Origin of the sequence: Ilumatobacter sp. (assembly GCF_030065885.1) — a bacterium.
GTDB lineage: Bacteria > Actinomycetota > Acidimicrobiia > Acidimicrobiales > Ilumatobacteraceae > Ilumatobacter.
This window is the reverse complement of the sequence record NZ_JASJCS010000001.1, coordinates 13,581-33,998: the sequence shown is the minus strand read 5'-3', so window position 1 is coordinate 33,998 and position 20,418 is coordinate 13,581. Positions and strand designations below refer to the sequence as shown.

Sequence of the window (20,418 nt, the reverse complement as noted above, 5' to 3'; positions counted from 1 at the left end):
ATCTCCACGCTAAACCGGTGCCGGACGCGGGTCATCCCTCCGGAGGCGGAGTCGAGACCCACCTCCGGAGGGAAGTGCCGGCGAGCACGTCGAGGACGTCGAGGCTCACACGACGTCGCGGTGCTGCACCGACCACGCCGCGGCGAGGGCCGGTACGAGGCCCCAGACGCCGATCGCGGCGACCGCGGCGGCGGTGCTGGTGCCGTCGGCGACACCCGACGCGACGAGTGCCAGCGTGGAGGGGACCCAGTCCGCGAAGTCGCTGGCGAGCTGCACGGCGACCGGCGGAGCGATCACGAGTGCGATGACCGCACCGGTGACGGCACCCCCGGTGTTGCGGATCACGGTGCCGATCCCGGCGCCGAGCACGGCGCCGGCTGCGCCGGCCCACGCCGACGCGGCGAGGACCTGCACGAGGCCGGTCGCCGACACCATGAATCCGTAGTCGGTGAGCGGCAGCGACACGGCGACGGCGATGGCGGTGAGGGCGGCGCCGGCCAGACCCAGGACACCACCGCCGGCGGCGATCGCGGTGAACTGGGCGCGCAGCGCGCGTGGTCGATCGGGCGTCGTCAGGTACGTCGCGATGGTGGTGTTGTGGGCGTATTCGCGGGCCGCGGCCGTGGCGCCGAACAAGCCGGCGAGCATCAAGGCGTTGGCGGCGAACGCGATCAGCGACTGCTGGTCGGTGCCGGTGGAGATGAAGGTCTTCGAGCCGTCCATGTCGGTGCCGGCCACGACGGCGACGCCGTTGATGGCGGCGAGCGCGACGAGCACGGCGCCGAACGCGGCGGGCATGCGGGTGCTGGTGAGCTTGCGGAGCTCGCTGTGGATGAGGTCGATCGAGGTCATGACGCGTGTGCCTCCTGTGGGGCGCGGTCGATGTCGGTGCTGTTGTCGGGGTCGTGTGCGGTGAGGGCGAGGAAGACGTCCTCGAGCGAGCCGGCGTGCGGGGACAGCTCGTGGAGCGCGATGTCGGCCGCATGGGCGATGTCGCCGATCCGATCGAGATCGAGCCCGGAGACGACCAGGGTGTCCCGTCCCGAGGGTTCGACGCGGCCGCCGACCGCGGTCAGCCGTTCCGCCAGCAACCGCGGGTGGGGAGTGCGCACCCGGGCCGAGCTGTCGGTGAGCGCGTCGACGGTGCCGGTGGTGACGAGTCGGCCCTGGTCGATGACGACGACGTCGTCGACCAGGTGCTGCACCTCGGTGAGCAGATGGCTCGACACCAACACCGTGTGGCCTCGTGCCGCCCGGCCGCGCAGCAGATCGCGCAGCTCGCGGATGCCCTGGGGGTCGAGGCCGTTGGCGGGCTCGTCGAGCACGAGCACCGGCGGGTCGGTGAGGAGCGCCGCAGCGAGCGACAGTCGCTGCTTCATGCCGAGCGAGTAGGTGCCGACGCGTCGTCTGGCCGCCTCGGGCGTGAGGCCGACGACGGCGAGCGTTGCGTCGACGCGGTCGACGGTCTGGCCGGATGCGAGGGCGAGGATGCGAAGGTGGTTGCGGCCCGAGCGACCGGGGTGGAAGGCGTTCGGTTCGAGCACGACGCCGAGGGTTCCGGCGGGGTCGGGGAGGTCGCGGTAGCGGACACCGCCGATCGTGGCGGTCCCGTCGTCCGGCTCGGCCAGGTCGAGCAGCATCTTCATGGTCGTGGACTTGCCCGATCCGTTCGGGCCCAGGAAGCCGGTGACGCGGCCGGGCTCGACGGTGAAGGTGAGACCGTCCACGACGGCGTTGCCGCCGTAGCGCTTGGTGAGGTTCGTGACGTCGAGCCGGTAGCGGTCTGGTGGGAATGTCATGGCGTTGGTTCCTCCTCTCGTGCGACGTCCTGATCGCTCGCACGGGTCGTCGGTACTCATCACTCAACTCCTGCCACCCACCGTCTGGAACCGGCTGCGAGCGGATCTGCGACTCCGCCTCGCGGCGGAGATGCGGGTGAGCAGAACCCGTCGCGCGACGGGTCTGCCGGCGCCGTGGCCGATCGCGGCCCGTGCGACCCGTCGACCACCGGTCGGCTGCGGGCGTGTTCTCGCGAGGTCGGTGGGAGCACCCCGACACTCGTCCCAGCCGAACCGGCGCGGCCTGCTGGGTTCGTGGTCACCGGGCGGTCGCCGAACAGACTGCGGGGGTCAGGGGGTGCACATGATCCGCGACCGGGTGTTGTCGGTATTGACCTTCGCCGTCGGCGTGGCGGCCACGTTGATGGTCTTCGCGCAGGACCGGCTGTTCGACGCCGACTCGTTCTCGACCACGGTGGCGTCGACGCTGGAGGACCCGGCGATCAACGAGTACCTCGCCGAATCCGTCAGTGAGGCGTTGATCGAGCAGGTGCCTGACCTCGGCGTCGGCGGACCACTGCTGGCGGACGTCACCGGGACGGTGCTGGAGTCCGACGTGGCGGTGCGGGTGGTCGAGCTCGCCGCCCGTGAGGCGCACGAGGCGATCTTCGTGGGCGGCGACGACTCGCTGGTGCTCGAACTGTCGGACCTCGTGGTGTCGATCGACCAGGCGCTGACGGCGTTGAACCCCGATCTGGCGGACGCGATCCCCGACGATGTGCGCTCGCTGTCGGTCGATCTGAGCTCGGGTGAGGTGTCGGCCGGCACGGTGCGACTCGCCGAGCAGCTCCGGCTGCTGACCGTCGTGCTGGTCGTGGCGACCGTCGTGTTGCTGGTCGCGCTGGTCGTGGTCGAGGCGACGCTGTTCCGGGGGCTCACCCGGCTGGGGCTGGCGCTGGGCTCGATCGGACTGTTCCTCGTGGTCGGGCGCGGTGTCGGGGCGACGGTGCTGGCCTCGTACGGAGACACCGACCTCGAGCGCGACGCCCTCGCGGCTGCCTGGAACGTCGTGGTCGGTGACCTCGCGAACTGGGGGTGGGCGCTCGTCGCGGGCGGCGCGTTCCTCGCCGGACTCGGGTGGGCCGTGCTGCACAGCGGTCACCTCGATGCCGCCGCCCGCGACGTCGCAGGTCGCCTGCTCGGCGAGTCGGAGTCGATCGCCCGCAACGTCGCGCGGGCTGGGGTCGCCTTGTTGGTGGCGGTCTGGGCCGTGCTCGAACCGCTGTCGCTGGTGGCCGCGGGCGTGCGGTGCGCGGGATTCGTGCTGGCGGTCGTCGTCGTCGCCCGGCTGGCCGACGGGCTGAGCTTGGCTCGGCGGCTCGCGTCGCTCCAGCCGGAGGACGACGACGTCGTGTCGCTGCGGTCGGTCGGCCGGCGCATGGTCGTGCCGATGGTGACGGTGGTGGGATTCGGGGTGCTGGGCGTGGTGCTGCTGTCACGGGACGACGATGCCTCTGCGCTCGCCGATCCGGACGGCTGCAACGGCCACGTCGAGCTGTGCGACCGGCGGCTCGACGAGGTGACGCTCGCGACATCGCACAACGCGATGTCGTCGACGGCGACCGGGTTCCTGCTGCCGAACCACCTGACGACGATCCGCGCGCAGCTCGACCAGGGCGTGCGGGGGCTGATGATCGACACGTGGTACGGCCGCCGCGCCCCGGACGGGTCGGTGAGGACGAGCCTCGGGCTGGGCGACACCGACACCCTCGACGATGCCGCACGGGCGGCCGCCGAGGCGGCGCGGGAGCGCCAGACCGCCGACCTGGACGACGAGCGGGTGTTCCTCTGCCACAGCTTCTGCGAGATCGGGGCGCTCGACGCCGTCGACGAGCTGCGCGCCGTGCGCGAGTGGCTCGACGACCATCCGCGGGAGGTCCTCGTGTTCGTCGTGCAGGACGCGACCGAGCCGGCTGACACGGCGGCGGTGTTCGAGCAAGCGGGGTTCGGGGATCTGGTGCTCATCCAGCGACTGGGCGATCCGTTCCCGACCCTGGGCGACATGATCGAGTCGGGCCGGCGCGTCTTCGTGATGGTGGAGGAGGACGGCACCGGCGTCGACTGGCTCCACCAGGCGTTCGAGTTCAGCCAGGAGACGCCGTTCGCCTTCGCGGCGCCGGAGGAGTTCTCGTGCATCTCGAACAGGGGGACGCCGACCAGCCCGTTGTTCGTCGTGAATCACTTCATCACCGTGGCCCGACCGAGCAACCAGACGGTGAACGACTCCGACGTCCTGCTCGAGCGAGCCGAGCGGTGCCGCGACGAGCGCGACCTGCACCCGAACCTGCTCGCCGTCGACTTCGTCTCGAAGGGCGATGTCATGGCCGTGGTCGACGAGCTCAACGGCGTCGACTGAGCGCAGGTGGCGTCGCGTCGGCGCAGTGACGCTCGGTCGCCGGCTGACGTGCCATGGGCGACCGGTCGGTGCCGACGAACCGTCGGAGCTACCCGGCCCAGAAGCCCTTCCGCTCGGAGACACCGAGTGCCTTCCGGCACATCGGGCAGGCGTAGACGGTGCGCTTGCCGAACTTGAACTTCGACGATCCGCTGGCGGCCGGGATGGTCGCCACGATCTCTGACAGCTCGCGCCCGCAGTGCGGACACAGCGGGACGAGATCGGGGTCTTCGACGAGGACGACAGACATGTGTGCTCCTTCTCGCGTGTCCTATCAATATGATATCATACTGATAGGTCGTCTCGACACCGGCGAGACCCCGAGCGCGAAGGAGTGACGATGTCCATCACCGAGACCCCCACCTCGATCACCGAGTCGCGCGGCCGGTCGTTCCGCGGCATCCCGTGGTTGTTGGCCGACGTCGTGCTGCTGCCCGCCGCGGTGGCGTGCTTCGTCGTCGGCGGCGTCACCGGCACCCTGCCGGTGATCCTGCTCGGCATCCCGCTGGCGCTGGCGTTCATCGTCGTCCTGCTGGGCTTCTACATGATCCAGCCCAACCAGTCCGCGGTGCTGACGCTGTTCGGCGACTACCGAGGCTCAGATCGCGAGCCCGGCCTCCGCTGGGCGAATCCGCTGTACATGTCGAAGAAGGTGTCGCTGCGGGTGCGCAACTTCACCACCGAGACGTCCAAGGTCAACGACGCCCGCGGCAACCCGATCGAGATCGCAGCCGTCGTGGTGTGGCGGGTCGTCGACACCGCCCGAGCGACGTTCGGCGTCGACAACTTCACCAACTACGTGCACATCCAGTCCGAGTCGGCTGTGCGGCAGCTGGCGCGCTCGTATCCCTACGACGCCTTCGAGGAGCACGACGTGACTACGTTGATCGGCGACACCGGTGAGATCAACCACAACCTCGAGATCGAACTGCAGGAGCGCGCCGACGACGCCGGTGTCGAGGTCATCGAGACCCGGATCACCGATCTCGCGTACGCCCCCGAGATCGCCGAGGCGATGCTGCGTCGGCAGCAGGCGGCGGCCATCGTGGCGGCTCGTGCGAAGATCGTCGAGGGTGCGGTGCTGATGGTGCGCGAGGCGATCGAGGCCCTGGAGGAAGGCAGCGACGAGCACGACTCGATCCCGCTCGACTCCGATCGCAAGGCGACGTTCGCCTCGAACCTGATGACGGTCATCGCGAGCGACCAACCCACGAACCCGGTGGTCAACGTCGGGACGTTGAACCGCTAGTCCGGCGGGCTCGCCGTGGGGCGCGAACGCAAGCAGTACCTGTTGCGGATTCCGCAGGAGCTGTACGACGTCTACGAGGCGTGGGCGGCCGACGAGTTCCGGTCGGTCAACGCCCAGATCGAGGCGACCCTGGTCGACGCCGCCCGTCGGGCGGGCCGGCACGCGCGCGGTTCGGGGGAGGGGTGACGGCCGGTCGGTGGTGGTTGTCTCGACAGCCGTGCGGGTCGGTTCCAGCGGGCGATTCGGGGGAGGAGTGACGGCCGGTCGGTGGTGGTGGTCTCGACAGCCGTGCGGGCCGGGTCCAGATGCAGCTCGCCGGGGATGCGGAGCGCGACACCGTCGCAGACGACGACGCCATGGGCCTCGATCGAGGCCGGGTCGTCGAGGCGACGCTCGAACCGGTCCGGTCGACGCGCGTCGTCGCGGACTCGTTGGGGCAGGATGGGTCGATGACCGTACCGGAGGGATCGTCACCCGCGACCGGCAACACACCCGATCGGCCGCTCGCGGGCATGCGTCACGTCGAGGTTCCCGATGTGGAGCCGACGACAGAGCTCGCCGACCGGCGCAAGGCCGTGGCGGAGCTCGGCGCAGCGCTGCGCGACCTGACGTCGCAGGCGATCGGCAGCGAGGTCGCGGTCGACGTGATGCGGCGGGTCGCCGAGGAGGCACGTGGGCTGGCGGCGGCGCTCACCGAGCGGCAGCGTCGCCCGGACGAGCGGTCCTCGGTCGACGACCTGGGCCGCGGCCAGCGTCCGTTCAACCCGGTCGTGGGGTTGGGCAACCCCGTCGCGCCGCCGATGCGCGTCGAGATCGTCGACGGTGTCGCGATCGGTTCGTGCACGCTCGACTGGCGCTACGAGGGGCCGTTCACGTTCGCGCACGGCGGCGTCAGCGCGATGCTCCTCGACCAGATCATGGGGTACGCCGCGGCGGCGGCCGACCACCCTGGGGTCACCGGCAGGTTGGAGGTGCGCTACCGCTCGACCGTCCCGCTCGGTGAGCCGCTACGGCTCGAGGCCAGGCTGATCGACGTGCTCGGTGTGCGCGCCGCGGTCCGGGGCTCGATCGGTCTGGCGGCCGACCCCGACACGGCGCTCGTCGAGGCCGAGGGACGGTTCCTGGCGCTGCGGCCCGAGCAGGCCGCCCGGCTGTTCGGCGGCGCCGCGGAACCGGCGGACTGAACGCAGACGTCCACGGTCGACGGTCGAGCGCCGACGGTTCAGCGGGCGACGGGGGCGGGATCGCTGGTCGACGACACCCGACACCGGTGGGCGGTGCTCGCCGGGCGGGCTTCGAAGGACGCGAGATCGTCCCGCGACCCCACCATCAGCCACGAGATCACCAGCAGGGCCTGGTCGGGGCCGACGGCGTGGTGACCATCGTCCACCGTCGGCGCCGGTAGTTGGCCAGTTGGCGTCAGGAGGCTGGCCGTGCGCACTTCGGGGTCCGGCGATCGTGCGTCACGCCGGCGGGCGTCGCGCCCGCCGGCGGTGGAGGGTGCGGTTGACCGGCGCAGTGGACCCCGGTGCCGACGCATCGCAGCGGAGCCCACCCGATCCGTGGCGCGACCGATCTCCGCGTGCGGCCCGGATCCCGCGCCGTGGTTCCGGGCCGATGTCGTCTGCCTCAGGTCGACGGCTACAGATGGTCGAGCACCCAGTCCATGATCAGGTCGGCGTCGCTCTGGTCGGGGGCGCAGTGGCCCTCCTCGCCGACGACCACGAGCTCGCCGTGGGTGCTCGCCGCGGTCACGAGCTCCATGTCCTCGAGCGGGGCGACGTCGTCGTCGGCGGTGTTGACGCTGAGGATCGGCACATCGGTCATCGGCCGACCGGTGCCGAGGAGGCCTCGTTCGACCAGGTCGATCTCACCGGTCGCCAGCGCCAGACCCTCCAGATCGCCCGGCTCGAGGCCGGCCCGAACGGCGTAGGTGTCGATCGTCATGGCCGGGAAGGCCGCGTACACCTCGGCCGGGAGACCGAGCGCCGAGGCGACGACGCCGCAACGGTTGACGGCGGCGACGAGGCGATCGCTCTGGTCGATGGCGAGCTCGACGACGGCGGGTCCGCCGCCGCTCATCGACATCGCGGCGACGCGGTCGGGGTCGAGCCGGTCGTCGGCGGCGATCGCGTCGAGCACGGCGACGTGGACGCGGTCCATGTCGGGGTCGAGCACGAGGTCGCTGCTGCCGCCGTTGCCCGGGATGTCGAACGTGATTGTCGCCACGCCGGCCGGGGCGAGGTGATCGCGGAAGTACGGGTAGTGCTCGGTGAGCACGACGTCGATGCCGCCCGTGATCATCATGACCGGGGCCGGGCCGGCGGTCGTGGCGACCGGGGGCAGGTGGAGGAGGGCGGTCACGTCGGCGCCGTCGACGACCAAGCTGATCCGCTCGACGTGGTGCCCGTCGGCGATGGCCGCGAGCTCGTACTGGTGGATCGAGGCGGCGAGCGCGGCGCCGCCGGCGCCGTCCGGATCGTTGTGGGGGTACGAGGCGATCAGTGAGAGCGCCGACGCCTCGCGGTGGTCGCCGCGTGCGGCGGCAGCGTCGGCGGCGGTCGCGAACTCGTACGTCCAGTGGCCGGGGCCGAACGTGTCGATGGTGTCGAGCAGGTCGGGGTCGGTGCGGTTGCCGTTCGCAGCGGCGATCCGGTCGAGGGTGTCGGTGATCGAGGCCTCGTCGGCGCCGAGCCACGTCCACCGGCTCATCCGGATGTCGCGGTACCACTGGCCGTCGCTGGTACGGCTGTCGACGTCGTGGCGAGGATCGTCTCCGGCGGCATCGACGTCGAGGCGATGGTCGGCGAGCTCGTCGAGATCGGCGTCGAGGTCGGCCTCGTGGTCGGCGGTGGCGACGTGCTCGAATGTGTTCTCGACGGCGTCGGTGCCGATCCGTTCGTCGGACCCGACCGTCGCGACTGCGGCGCCACAGGCGGCGACGCCGAGACCGACGGCGGTGGCGGTGGCGAGGATCGAACGCTGCTTCACGGGGTGTCCTTCCGGATCGGGAGCAGCCGCTGGTGGCTGCTGGGTTTCCTCCGATCCTGCGGGAGGGCGACGCCGTCGGCATCGACCCGGGAGAGTGTTCGCCTACTCCCGGCGGAGTACCGCGACGGCGCGCTGCCTCATCCCGGCGGACGGTCAGCGACCCGGCTGCACGAGGCCGGTCTCGTAGGCGATCACGACGAGCTGGGCGCGGTCGCGTGCGTTGAGCTTGGTGAGGATCCGGCTGACGTGGGTCTTCGCGGTGAGCGGGGAGATGTAGAGGCGTTCGGCGATCTCGGCGTTGGTGAGACCGCGGCCGACCTCGACGAGCACGTCGCGCTCGCGGTCGGTCAGGGTGCCGAGCACGTCGTCGCTCCGGTCGGGGTCGGGGCGGGCCGCGAACTCGGCGATCAGGCGCCGGGTGATCCCCGGGGCGATCAACGCGTCGCCGTCGGCGACCACCCGGATCGCGTCGAGCAGACGCTGGGGTGCGGTGTCCTTCAGGAGGAAGCCCGACGCGCCGGCCCGGAGCGCTTCGTAGACGTACTCGTCGAGGTCGAAGGTGGTGAGCACGAGCACCCGGGTCGGTTCGAGCCGCTCGTCGGCAGTGATCCGCCGCGTCGCCTCGATGCCGTCGAGCACCGGCATGCGGATGTCCATCAGGATGACGTCGGGACGGCTCGTGAAGGCCTGCTCGATCGCCTCGAGCCCGTTCGCCGCCTCGCCGACGACCTCGAGGCCGTTCTCGGCGTCGATCAGCGCGCCGAAGCCGCGCCGGACGAGCTCTTGATCGTCGGCGAGCACGACCCGGATCGACCGGCGTGGGTCGCTCGTCATGTGCCGTGACGGTAGTAGGGCACGACGGCGTTCACCCGGAAGCCGCCGTCGGGCGTCGATCCGGCGTCGAGGCGACCACCGACGGACTCGGCACGCTCTCGCATCCCGACGATGCCGACCCCGGTCGACGGCACGGCTCGGCCACTCCCACCGGCGGACGAAGGCTCGTTGCGGACCTCGACGACGACGTGGTCGTCGTGATGGTCGAGGTGGACGGTCGTCGCGGCCGAACCGGCGTGGCGGGCGACGTTGGTGAGCGCTTCGCGCACGATCCGGTGCACGGCGACGACGGCCGCGTCGCTGACGTCGGCGGGGAACGCTCCCGTCGTCTCGGTCGTGACGGGCACACCGGCGTTGACCGCGGCGGCCGCGAACTCGCCGAGGTCGTCCGGGTCGGTCGGCGTCGGGCGGAGCTCGGCGTCGTCGGTCGAGCGCAGCACGCCGACCATCGCCCGCAGCTCCTCGAGCGACGACTTGCCGGTCGTGTTGATGATCTCGAGCGCCTCCTTCGCCTGGCCGGGCTCGCGATCGAGCAGGTGGGCGGCGACGCCCGACTGGATCGCGATCGTGGAGAGGCCGTGGGCAACCACGTCGTGCAGGTCACGGGCGATGCGGAGCCGCTCGGCCTGCACGCGGGCGGCCGCCTCGGTCTCGATGAGCTCGTCGATCCGGTCGGCGCGGGTGCGCATCGCGTCGCCGACGGCGATCGGGAGGAACGCCTGTGCGCCCTCGGCGAGCAGCTCGATCGCGAACCCGTCGTCGCCGAGCAGTGCGGACGCCACCGCCAACACGACGGCCCCGGCCGAGGCGGTGGCCAGACCGACGCGCCGATCACCCTCGCGGGCGACCGTGTAGAGCGCGACCGCGGTTGCCGGGAAGAGCGCGAGGTCGTTGCCGACGTCCCACGTCACGAACAGGCGTCCGGCGATGGTGGCCGCCAGCACGGCCGGCGGGCTCACTCTCCTCGCCGCGACGCAGCCGGCTGCGATGGCGGCGACCGCGTACGAACGACCGCTCGTCGAGCCTTCCTGATCGAGGTCGAACGCCAACGCGCAGACGGCGAACGTGGTGACGACCACGGTGAGGGCGGCGTCGCCGAGACGCGGGTCGAGCGATCCGAGGTGCGTGGTTGCTCGTGCTCGTGTCGGAGTGCTCATCGGTCGGTCCGGGACCCGTGCGATCGCCGTCTGGGAGGACGTCGTTGAGGCGCGGCTCCTCGGACCAAGTGTGACCGACGCTCGGGAGCAGCTCGTACTCCCCGGGATGTATCCGCGAACACCCGGAGGCGGATTCGTGGTGCGGGTGCGTCGCAGACGATGGCGACCATGACCGCTCGACTCGCAGATCCTCCTGCACCTCCCGTCACCGATCCCCTCACCGATCCGGTCGCAGATCTCGTCGCCGGACCAGTGGCGTCAGAACCGCCAGAACGATGGTGGCGCCGGCCGCTGTGGAACCGCTTCAGCGCACCTCAGCTGGTGGTGCTGGTGCTCGCCACGATCGCGCCGCTGGTGATCGTCGGCGCGGTCGGCGCGGCGCTGCTCGGATTGATCTCGGTCGGCGCGATGGTCGCCGTTGCGCTCGCTGCCGGGGAGAACCCGGGCATGATCACGTTCGGCGCGATGTTCCTCGCCTCCCCCGTCCAGTGGTGGACCGGCCGCAGCCAGGTGCGGGTCCGGAAGTACTTGGGGATCGTCTTCTTCCTGCTCGCGCTCAGCAACGGCGTGATGTTCGCGATCGAGTCCGGCGTGGGGGCGGCACTGAGCGCCCCATTCCTCGTGGCCGGCACCGTCGCCCTTGCGTTGGCCGCGCCGCTGTTCGTGACGAGCAACCGGTGGTCGCAGCGGCGACTCGGGATGCGGCGTTGGCGGCTCCTGCACAAGGCGACCTACGTCGTCGCCGTGGCGCTGATGGCGCACGTCCTGCTGATCGGCGACATCGGCCTCGGGTTCGTCCTCATCTCACTCGGCTTCGCAGCTCGCGTCCCCGCGGTGAAGCGCTGGATCCAGCGCCGAGCCGATCGCCGGCGCGGGATCGCAGACCCCCGGCCCGACACGCCGGCCCTGCAACTGGAGCGCTGACGATGGGCGTGCCTTGCGGGGGGACACCGGGTCGCCGATCGACGCTCTTCCTGGGCCTGTGACGCCCGAGCACCCGTTGCGCGGCGGGCAGGGCGTAGCTGGTGCATCTGCCGAGTTCGGCCGGGTAGACCCGGCGAGCGGCAGGAGCCACTGGGCGGGAACCGTCAGGTCGAGGTGGACTTCGGTGTGTCGGCTCCGTCGTTCTCGTCCTCGTCGCCGTCGATGTCGGCCAGCAGCGAACGGGCGAGGTCGCGCCGGCGGAGGAGGGTCGGGTGCACCTCGCCGGCGGAGTCGTCGATGAGCTGCTCGATCTTCGCAAGGGTCGCCAGGAGGATCTCGCGCGACTCGGCCTGCTCGGCCTTGTCGAACAGCATCGCCTCGGGCAGGTCCTCGTGTGCGACCTCGTGGTCGGCCCTGGCGCGGAAGTGCCGGCGTGGGATGAACTCGACGCCGTTCACCTGGCGCTGGTTCATGAACGCGGGCGAGACGATCTCGATGCCGGCCTCGTGGCAGCCGTCGAGCACGGCGCCGTTGAGGTTGGAGCGCACGGTGATGAGCCGCTTGACGTCGGTGAGCAGGCCGGCGCACCGGTAGACGACGGCGAAGTCGCCGAGCTCGGTGATCTGGACGAAGCCCTGCTCGAGCCCGGCTCGTTCGGCGGCGGCGAGCAGGACCTCCTCGACATCGTGGCGGGGCACGTCGTAGCCGAGGCCGACGCTCGTCGAGAGCACGGTGCCGGAGGTGCGGATCGTGGTGACCGGATGGGTCACGAGAAACATGTTGGGCAGCGTGGTGAGGTCGCGGTCCTCGGTCTGCACCTCGGTGTGGAACAGGCCGCGGGCGGAGACCCGGCCGAAGTGGCTGTCGCACCGGATGAAGTCGCCGGTGCGGAAGCCGCGCACCGAGCGCAGCATCATGCCGGCGATCAGGTTGCCGAGGATGGTGGTGGCCGACAGCGCGATGGCGGCGCTGAGCACGATGCCCAGGAGGGCGAGGATCTGGCCGCGCTGGGAGTCGGAGATCGGCATCGCCACGATGGCGGCGACGAGCCCGACGAACACGACGGCGATCGTGGCGACCTGGTTGCGCAGCGCAACGTTGGCGTGAGGGTCGCGGCGAGCCTTGCGACGGATGACCGCTCGCGCGGCCAACCAGACGACGAGCGATCCGACGACGACACCGGCGAGCGGTATGTAGTCGATGACGTTGTCGGCCACTGTGGTCCTCGGATCTCGTCGCCGACTCGTGCCGGCTGACTCGGATCGGAGCGTAGTGCTCGGCGGCCTGTGCTCAGGGGGAGACCGATGCTGCGAGGAATGGCGATGAGGCGGTCGGCTTGGTCGGTCAGCGGACCAAGCGAGTGTGTCTGATCGGCAGCCGGGCTAGGCCGAGTTCGGGATGATCCACACCCTTATGTCGGTTCTTCGAGGAGGGTGAGCAGCGACCGGTGGTAGTGCTGCAGGGCCGGCTCGTTGCGCCCGAAGGTGACGTGGGTCTGGGCGCCGGCGTAGTAGTTGCGCTGGATGCCGGCTGCAGTGGCGAAGTCCTCGGTGTCGGTGACCTCGACGAGGAGGTCGAAGTTGCGTTCCCAGTGCTGGTCGGACCGGGGTGAGTCGGGTGGGACGTAGATGCTGACGGTGAGGTGCGCCTGCTCGGGCGTCGCGCCGGGCCGCGACTGGTAGAGCTGCACGTGGTCCTGCTGGTGGATCAGGACAGTGTTCGGCATCAGGAACCAGAGGATGGTTGCGTGCGGGAAGAGGCTGCGTTGGTCGACCGGCTGCTCGTCGAGTTCGGTGAACGATCGTCGGACCGCGACCAGCCGGCCGTGGAGGCCAGCGGCGTCGAACAGCGCGAAGTCGGAGTGGATCATCGGTGCGAGCGTGTCTCGATGGAGCACCGCGACGTGGTACGCCTCGCAGAACGTGTCGACGGCCAGCTTCCAGTTGAGGTCGCGCGTGAAGGTCCGGGTGCCGAAGTGGCGGTACGACGCGAGGTCGAAGGGGGCGAGCTCGGCGTCGGCACCGGTGAGGGGCTGGTCGGGGATGCTCCCGTCGCGATCGGCGTTGACCCAGATCAGGCCGCCGCGCTCGAGCACCGGGACTCGAGCGAGATCGGCGGCCGGTCGGTCGTCGAAGTGCTGGTCGCCGCGGCGGGCGGCGAGGGCGCCGTCGAGCTCGTACGTCCAGCCGTGGTAGGGGCAGCGCAGCCGGGCGGCAGCACCGCAGCCGTGGGCGACCTCGGCGCCCCGGTGGCGGCAGACGTTGAGCATCGCATGGACGTCACCGCCTGTGTCGCGAGTGACGATCACCGACCGGTCACCGATCTCAACGGTGGCGTGGGTGTTCGGTTCGGGCAGCAGGCCGGAGAGGCCCACGATCGTGGGGGTCGTGACCAGGAGGCGCCGTTCGCGATCGAACCGCTCGCGTTCGGTGTAGGCGGTAGTCGGCAGCAGCATCGAGGTCGGTGCGGTGTCGGTGCCGCGACCGGCCGTGCGGTGGGCCTGGATGCGTTCGATCAGTGCGAGTTGCGTTCGATGGTCCATGGGATGAACGTCTATGTGATCGCGCCGGCCGCGTCGCCGACGAACTGATCGCTCACCGCTGGTGCTGACAACCATGCGCGTTGCGTCAGGGCGAGGAGGGAGCGGACGAGATGATCGGGCCCAGTGCGGTTCCGAGTCGGGCGGTGCGATCAGGCAGCGAGCGCGCCGCGTCTCGATCGGTGCCTGGGCACCCGACCGTCTCAGGTGATCGCGGGTTCGCCAGTTCCCACTCCATCGTCAGCCGAGCGAAGCTACGAGATGTGCCAGGCACAACGCTCTTCCGGACGAGCTCGCCGGCAGATCCGGGAAGTGACGGCGATCGGGATCGGACTTGCTCAGCCGGTGCCGACGGTCTGGATCTCGTAGACCTCGTACGGAATCGTGGTGGTGACGACGATGTCGGGTTCGCGGCCGGTGCGGCCGTTCGACAGTTCCCAGGTGACGTGCCAGGTCACCGTGACACCGATCTCGGTCACGTCGAGGTCATCGGTGGTCGTGTACGTGTAGCCGCAGGGCCCGGCGTCGAGCGTGTCGAGTTGGCTCTCCGGGATCGGGGTCCCGTTGCCGGCGCAGGTGACGGTCTCACCGTTGCCGAGGTCGAACGAAGTGCTCGCCAGCGTGGCGGTGGTGCGGGCCCAGAGCGGGCCGAGTGTCGCCTCGGCAACCACCGGCGGGATCGGCTCGACGCCGAGCCACAGCCCGAGGTTGATCGCAGCGGCGCCGGCGGGGTTGATGGCGGGTGGCGGCACGTCGATCTCCTCGGTGACGGCGACGGTCGTGCGTCGCAGCAGGATCGACGGGTCGGGTGGCGCGGTGGACGTGTAGTCGATCTCCCCGTCGGCGACGCCGTAGCGGGACTTGTCGCCGTGGCAGTCGGCCTTGATGCGCCACTCGAACTCGCCATCGGACTCGTTCCAGCGGTTGAGGACGCCTTCGGCGTAGTAGTAGGTGACGGTGATCCTGCGGGATTCGAAGAAGACCACCTGCAGGGTCTCGTTGACGATCTCGGTGACGCGGTTGTGGATGTCGGCCTCCTCTTCCGATGAGGCCGGGTAGTACCACGAGCACGGCGGTGGCGGAGCGTCTGGCGGGGGCTCGTCGGTCTCCTGCTCGAAGTTCGACACTGTCGCCACGACTGTTGGCGGCGGCTCAGGTGGCGGGGGCCGATCGCTGTCGATCTCGTCGGCTGATGACGGCGTTGCCGTGGCGCCGAGTGCCCCCACGACGGCTGTCGTGACCAGGATGAGGCGCTTCACGACAGTGGCGGACACTCGGTCGCTCCGTCGTATCGTTCGAGTTGGAAGCCGCCGACCTCGATCCACGCGCCATCCGTGAAGACCAGTTCTGCGGTCTCGTGGTAGGCGTTGATCGAGTCATCGATCACGAGGTCGCTTCCGTCCGGATTGCCCTCCGTCTCGACGAAGATGTTCGACCCGATCCGGCAGTACGTCACGGTCGCGCTGATTCGCGCCGCATCGAGCTCAATCGTCTCAGGGATCGGTTCGATCGTGGCAGGAAGGTCGGGGTTGGTGATTGAACGTTGGTTCTCGACCCGATAGCGGGCGATGATGTCCGTCGAGTCGATCAGCAGCTGGCCGCCGCGGACGTCGCCCAGGGCGGCGACCTTCTCGTCGTTGAAGGGGTCGAGCTTGGCTTCGTTGAACACCCGCCAGCTCTCGACCACCGCGTCGAGGACCGCCTGCCGCACCGCCTCGTCGCTCGGATCGGTGGTCGGCGGCGGTGCCGTCGTCGATGGGGGAGGTTCGGTAGTCGGCGTCGTGTCATCCGTCCTGTCGGTCGTCGAAGGCGTCGCGTCGGTCGTCGGGGGCATCGTGACGGGGACACTCGTCGTCAACGGCTCGGTCGGGGTCACGACCACCGTCGCAGCGGTCGTGGACGGTGCCCCGTCGTCGTCGCCGTTGCAGGCCGCCGCGAGCACGACCAGCGTGAGCCCGGCCGCGAGCACACGCGAGCCCGCCGAGCGATCCATCGCACGGATGATACGGCGCGCCCGCACGACAGCATCCGCGAGCGCCATCCGCCCTCGTCGTCGCGCAACTCCGTTCACGAACGCAGTCCACCACGACGTCGCCGATCTGAACATGGAGACGAGTCCCCTGACGACTGCGGGTTTCTTCGGTACGCCCGCCGTCGCCTGACGTACCGGGGAGACGTCCCCATGTCATGCCGGCCGATGTCTGGGCAGACTGCGGCCATGTCCTCGGCTCGTACCGTCGCGTCCCTCATGCTCGCGGGTGCCCTGTTCGGCACTGCGTGTTCGGGAAGCGACGGTGACGCATCGTCCGAGGCGACGCTGGTCTCGGAGTCGAGCGGGCCAGGCGATGATGCATCGCCGAACTCGATCAGCACTTCGCCTGTGCCGTCCGCGACGTCCGAGCCGCAGCAGCTCGCTGCCACGACGACGGCCCGGCCCTCGACCGTGTCGCCAGAGGGCGTTGCGCCGCTCATCGAGGACGTGATGGTCGATCTCGCCGACGTCCGGGTGTATTCGGACTACCAACGTGGTCTGCTCCCGCCCTACGACGACCCGACGCCCGGCGGCGATCCGGCGCCCTACGACGCGACGACCACGGCGTGCGCGTTCAACTGGACCCGGAACTGGGCGGGGGACGAGGACAGCAAGTACCGCTGGCTCGACGTGCGGGCGTGTGAGTTCCCCGACATGGCCGCGGCCGACGAATACGAGGCGGCGTTCATCGAACGGACGTCGGACCTCGAGGCGTTCGGCGATGACTTCGCGGTCCGGGAGCGGTTCGAGGTCGGCGAGTGGGTGGGCCGATACGGCGAGACGGAGCTGCGCGACGCGGGCGAGGTCTTCCGCCGTTGGAACGTCGGGCGGCGCCATGGGCTTCGCTACTTCGAGATGACGGCCAGTGACCAGTTGGTCGACAGCGAGGCGGAGGCGCTCCTCCTGGACCTGGTCACCTTGCAGGATCGGCTGCTGGACGAGTTGGGTGTCGAGCCCGACACGCCTGCGCCGGGCTTCGTCGACCTCGCCGCCCGCGTCTCGCTCGACGATGTCCTGCTCCCGTGGGCCGAGATCGTCGAGCTCGGAGGCGAGGATCCGGTCGACTGGTCGTTGCGATTCGAACACGACCTCCAACACCTCGATGGGACACGCATCGTCGAGGCCGGTCGTCGTCGGGTCGAGTTCCCCAGCGGCGTCATCGTGCTCAGGGCCGAACGCTTCGTCACCATGACCGACGCCGCTGCCGCACTCGTCGACGTCGGGCTCGCCGAGCCGATCGACGGGATCGCCAACGCGTTCATGTCGGCATTCCAGTCCGATGGCTTCGACAGCGTGTGGTTCGTCGCCGGTGACCGCCGGTACTCGGTCGACGTCTCCGAGTCGCTCGCGGCGAACGCCGACGGAGCGTTCGTCGAGCGACTGGTGGCGGCGCTGCTCGAACACCTCGATGGGCTGGGCCTGGCCACCGAACCGGTGCTGCTCCCACATCCGGTGCCCGACGATCCGATGCTCGACCTGGTCCCATTCGCCGTGTTCGCGGAGCTGCCGGAGGAGTGGCAGGTGAGCGACATCGACGTATCGGTCGACCCACTGACCGGTGCTCCCATGGTGAGCATGTCGGTCGAACAGATGCTCGGCCGGCAATTCTCGGCCCGCCGGATGGACGCCGAGTTCGTCATCGGTGTCGACCGCCGCGAGTTCATCGATCGGTTCGTTCCTCACGTCGGTTCGCTCGGGGACGGTGAGTGGCAGCAGCGGGTGGAGGAGGAGTTGGCGCGCTTCGGTGAGGACGGCGAGCTGGAGACCAGATACAGGACGTACTTCGTCCGGCACGACGGCGCCGTGGGTCTCTCCATCTGGCCGGAGAACTCGTCGTCGTTCGATCGAGTCGATGCCGAACGGCCGAAGGACGACGTCTACGCCGACGACATGGAGTTGATGCTCGAGATCGGTCGACGGATCGAGGAGGCGGCGCGCGGTGCCGTTGCTGGCACCGATGTCGATTCGGTCCGCCTGGTCGGTCGGGCCCTCTGGTTGGTCGACCAGCGACTGACGCGCACGTCGGACGCCGACGTCGAGCTGTTCGACAGCTTCGACCTCCCGAACGGGTTCGCAGTGCTCGGTGCGCCGGGTGCCGCGTCGCCCGCTGGCGCGGTGGCGGACTGGTGGCGCCCCACCGATCATCTCGACGGCGACGACCCGGCGGCGGCGCGGTCGTGGTTGCGCGCCACGCTCTTCGCTTCAGCCGCCGATGCCGAGGCGCATCTGTCGTCGGTGCTGGGCGACGCGGCCGAGCCCGTATCGGGCAACGAGCTGGGTGGCACGGTGCCCGAAGAGCAAGGCGGGCTGTTCGCGACGGTGCGGGGTCGCTGGTACTTCGAACTGGTGAACCACAGCCTCGGTCGCGATGCGACCGACCGGTTCGGCACCGACGAGGACCCCAGCGTCTCCCCCTATGAGGTGCTGCGGGCGGCAGCCGCCGAATGGACCGATCCGATCGACCGATCGGGTCTCGCCTGACGAACCCGCCACCCGGCTGCACCAAATTGCGAGATGTGCCAGGCGCAGCTCGCAACTCCTGAGGCAGGATGCGGCGATGGCCAGACCGGAGCGATCGTTGCCGGCTGGCGGCATCCCGCTCGACCGGCAGCTGGCCGGGATGCGAGATGTCGACGTGCCCGAGGTGGAGCTGACCGAGGAGTTGGCGGAGCGCCGGGCGGCGGTGGCGGAGCTAGGCAGGGTGTCGCGCAAGGTCACCTCAGGCGCGTCGGCAGCGAGGTCGAAGCCGCCGAGTTGCGTCGGGTCGCGGGTGAAGCACGCGAGCTCGCAGCGGCACTGGGGAGCGGCAGCGTCGTTCCGACCTGGTCGCCGCCGGCGCGGCTTCGTCGAGGTGGATGGCAACCGCCGCCAAACTGCACCTTCACCGAGGTCACCGACGACGCCGAGCGCGACGGGTGCTGGGAACTGCTGGTCGCCGCCTACCCCAACTTCGTCATTCAAGGGGAGCTCACCGACCGCCGCCTCCAGGTGGCGCTCCCGCGACCCGAAGAGCCGGATCGCCGACCACGGATCCGGCTCGGGAGGCCAGCGAACCCCGGCAAGCCGTGGCGAGCGGACGGGGTCGGCGCGCAGTGGTCGGTCTCGCCGCGCCGGGTGCGGGTCGGGAATGATCGGTGACGCGCGTCTTCGGTTGTCAAGGAGCGTTCGGCTGCGGTCACGCAGCCCGGCGGCTGGGTGGGCCGGTGTTGTGAATGGTGCCGTCGGGGAAGGTGATGGTGAGCTCGCGGTTGGCGCCGAGCGAGACCTGCCAACCGGCGTCGTGGATCTTGGTGTGGTGGTGGGTGCAGACGGGCAACAGGTTGTCGAGGTCGGTGCGCCCGCCGTTTCGCCACCACACGATGTGGTGGAGCTTGCAGCGGTCGTAACGCACGTCGCAGCCGGGGATCGCGCAGCTGGAGTACAGCGCCCGCAGCGCCCGACGCTGGGCTCGGTTGGCGAGGCGGGTGGTGCGGCCGAGGTTCAGTTCGCCCGGTGCGTGGAGCACGACGCGGTTGCGGACGATCACGGTCTCGACCCGGCCGTCGCCCATCAGCTCGGCCAGCACGCGGTGCGGCACCTCGACGGGAATCCCCCAGTCGACCTCGGGCCCGCCAGCGCCGTCGGGCTGCGAGGTGTCGACGACCACCACGTACTCGGGCCGCCCCGGCCGCCCAGTGCCGCCGGCGTCGGTGATCAGGCCCGCCAGCGCCAGAGCGTTCAGGTGTCGCTGCTTCTCGACCGGGTCGGTGGGGCAGGTAGTCGGCGTCTGCTCGGCGAACAGCGCGTTGGTGGCGGCGTCGATCGCAGCCGACAGCTTCACGCCGGTCACCGGGTCGAACCGACCCGACAGGCACCACATTCCCTCGCCGTCGGTCCAACTCCGCACGCTCGTCGCTCGCTGCTGGCGTTCGAACCGGTCGATGCCGTCGTCGCGCTGGATGTTGTTGACCTCCATCGCCAGCCGTCGGCGCCACTCGGCCACCGTTGCGACGGCGGCGATGTCGAGCAGCCCCGTGTCGAGCCGGCCGAGCAGCTCGTCGCGCTGGTCGGCGTCGAGCGATTTGGTGGCCTTGGTGACGGCGTCGACGTGGCCGACGGTGACGCGGGCATCGTCGAGCGCGTCGGCCAGCGACGGCGCCGCGTCCAACGTTCCGGCGCGGGCGGTGTCGTTGATCGCGTCGCGGGTCGAGCCACGCGTGCAGTCGGCGATCGTCTTCTCAGGGAACGACACCTGCGCTGCCAGCAGGGAGGTGAGCGCCGCCTTGGTGCCTGCCAACCAGGCCTCCAGACGGCCCACATCTCGCAACGCCGACTCGAGCCGTTCGGTCGGTGCCGTGCCATCGGTGCGCACGTCGGCCACGTGCCGCACGTGCTCGATGACGGTGCCGATCTCCATGCCGCCCATCTTGACGAGGGGGTGTGACACAGTTTCGAACTGATGTTCGATTCGTCTCAGCGC

17 protein-coding genes are annotated in these 20,418 nt (G+C 70.2%); 6 read left to right on the top strand and 11 right to left on the bottom strand.

The window, feature by feature from the left end; genetic code table 11:
- Positions 1-105 precede the first annotated feature (105 nt).
- Together QNJ12_RS00150 and QNJ12_RS00145 are read right to left on the bottom strand one after the other, a co-directional pair.
- Positions 106-852, bottom strand: a complete 747-nt coding sequence (locus QNJ12_RS00150) for a hypothetical protein (RefSeq protein WP_300617224.1) — start codon at positions 850-852, stop codon at positions 106-108.
- Positions 849-1,799 (bottom strand): ABC transporter ATP-binding protein, encoded by a 951-nt coding sequence (locus QNJ12_RS00145; RefSeq protein WP_300617221.1) that lies wholly within the window; start codon positions 1,797-1,799, stop codon positions 849-851. The genes QNJ12_RS00150 and QNJ12_RS00145 overlap by 4 nt, the downstream gene beginning before the upstream one ends.
- Positions 1,800-2,142: 343 nt before the next feature.
- Here QNJ12_RS00145 and QNJ12_RS00140 point away from each other — a divergent pair, with 343 nt between their 5' ends.
- On the top strand, positions 2,143-4,194 hold the full coding sequence (locus QNJ12_RS00140) for a hypothetical protein (RefSeq protein WP_300617218.1): 2,052 nt from the start codon (positions 2,143-2,145) through the stop codon (positions 4,192-4,194).
- A gap of 88 nt (positions 4,195-4,282) precedes the next feature.
- Here QNJ12_RS00140 and QNJ12_RS00135 read toward each other — a convergent pair whose 3' ends face one another.
- Positions 4,283-4,483 (bottom strand): hypothetical protein, encoded by a 201-nt coding sequence (locus QNJ12_RS00135; protein ID WP_300617215.1) that lies wholly within the window; start codon positions 4,481-4,483, stop codon positions 4,283-4,285.
- A 90-nt stretch (positions 4,484-4,573) separates the two neighbouring features.
- Here QNJ12_RS00135 and QNJ12_RS00130 point away from each other — a divergent pair, with 90 nt between their 5' ends.
- The 3 genes from QNJ12_RS00130 to QNJ12_RS00120 all read left to right on the top strand — a co-directional run bounded on the left by QNJ12_RS00130 (position 4,574) and on the right by QNJ12_RS00120 (position 6,666).
- Positions 4,574-5,482: an SPFH domain-containing protein gene (locus tag QNJ12_RS00130; RefSeq protein WP_300617212.1), complete on the top strand. Its 909-nt coding sequence runs from the start codon at positions 4,574-4,576 to the stop codon at positions 5,480-5,482.
- A 15-nt stretch (positions 5,483-5,497) separates the two neighbouring features.
- Complete coding sequence (locus QNJ12_RS00125) at positions 5,498-5,668, top strand: hypothetical protein (protein ID WP_300617209.1); 171 nt, start codon at positions 5,498-5,500, stop codon at positions 5,666-5,668.
- Positions 5,669-5,787: 119 nt separating this feature from the next.
- Entirely contained in the window at positions 5,788-6,666 is an 879-nt protein-coding gene (locus tag QNJ12_RS00120; RefSeq protein WP_300617206.1) for a PaaI family thioesterase, read from the top strand.
- A gap of 457 nt (positions 6,667-7,123) precedes the next feature.
- Here the strand turns inward: QNJ12_RS00120 and QNJ12_RS00115 are convergent, their stop codons facing one another.
- The 3 genes from QNJ12_RS00115 to QNJ12_RS00105 all read right to left on the bottom strand — a co-directional run bounded on the left by QNJ12_RS00115 (position 7,124) and on the right by QNJ12_RS00105 (position 10,464).
- Entirely contained in the window at positions 7,124-8,473 is a 1,350-nt protein-coding gene (locus QNJ12_RS00115) for an alpha/beta hydrolase (protein WP_300617203.1), read from the bottom strand.
- A gap of 153 nt (positions 8,474-8,626) precedes the next feature.
- The gene (locus QNJ12_RS00110) at positions 8,627-9,307 is read right to left on the bottom strand and encodes a response regulator transcription factor (protein WP_300617200.1); all 681 of its coding nucleotides are present in this window, start codon (positions 9,305-9,307) and stop codon (positions 8,627-8,629) included.
- Positions 9,304-10,464 carry a sensor histidine kinase gene (locus QNJ12_RS00105; RefSeq protein WP_300617197.1) on the bottom strand — a complete coding sequence of 387 codons (1,161 nt, stop codon included), beginning with the start codon at positions 10,462-10,464 and terminating at the stop codon, positions 9,304-9,306. The genes QNJ12_RS00110 and QNJ12_RS00105 overlap by 4 nt, the downstream gene beginning before the upstream one ends.
- Positions 10,465-10,632: 168 nt before the next feature.
- On the opposite strand from QNJ12_RS00105, the gene QNJ12_RS00100 reads away from it, so the two are divergent.
- Positions 10,633-11,388, top strand: a complete 756-nt coding sequence (locus tag QNJ12_RS00100; protein ID WP_300617194.1) for a ferric reductase-like transmembrane domain-containing protein — start codon at positions 10,633-10,635, stop codon at positions 11,386-11,388.
- Positions 11,389-11,552: 164 nt separating this feature from the next.
- On the opposite strand, the gene QNJ12_RS00095 is transcribed toward QNJ12_RS00100, so the two are convergent.
- The 4 genes from QNJ12_RS00095 to QNJ12_RS00080 form a co-directional block, all read right to left on the bottom strand.
- Positions 11,553-12,605, bottom strand: coding sequence for a mechanosensitive ion channel domain-containing protein (locus QNJ12_RS00095; RefSeq protein ID WP_300617191.1), 1,053 nt, complete (start codon positions 12,603-12,605; stop codon positions 11,553-11,555).
- 194 nt (positions 12,606-12,799) lie between these two features.
- The gene (locus tag QNJ12_RS00090) at positions 12,800-13,930 is read right to left on the bottom strand and encodes an aromatic ring-hydroxylating dioxygenase subunit alpha (protein WP_300617188.1); all 1,131 of its coding nucleotides are present in this window, start codon (positions 13,928-13,930) and stop codon (positions 12,800-12,802) included.
- A 335-nt stretch (positions 13,931-14,265) separates the two neighbouring features.
- Positions 14,266-15,201: a hypothetical protein gene (locus tag QNJ12_RS00085; RefSeq protein ID WP_300617185.1), complete on the bottom strand. Its 936-nt coding sequence runs from the start codon at positions 15,199-15,201 to the stop codon at positions 14,266-14,268.
- A complete protein-coding gene (locus tag QNJ12_RS00080; protein ID WP_300617182.1) occupies positions 15,183-15,920 on the bottom strand; it encodes a hypothetical protein in 738 nt (245 codons plus the stop codon). The genes QNJ12_RS00085 and QNJ12_RS00080 overlap by 19 nt, the downstream gene beginning before the upstream one ends.
- A gap of 225 nt (positions 15,921-16,145) precedes the next feature.
- Between QNJ12_RS00080 and QNJ12_RS00075 the strand changes: the two genes are divergently transcribed.
- The gene (locus QNJ12_RS00075; RefSeq protein ID WP_300617180.1) at positions 16,146-18,440 is read left to right on the top strand and encodes a hypothetical protein; all 2,295 of its coding nucleotides are present in this window, start codon (positions 16,146-16,148) and stop codon (positions 18,438-18,440) included.
- A 694-nt stretch (positions 18,441-19,134) separates the two neighbouring features.
- Here QNJ12_RS00075 and QNJ12_RS00070 read toward each other — a convergent pair.
- Positions 19,135-20,355, bottom strand: a complete 1,221-nt coding sequence (locus QNJ12_RS00070) for an HNH endonuclease signature motif containing protein (protein ID WP_300617177.1) — start codon at positions 20,353-20,355, stop codon at positions 19,135-19,137.
- Positions 20,356-20,418: the final 63 nt, after the last annotated feature.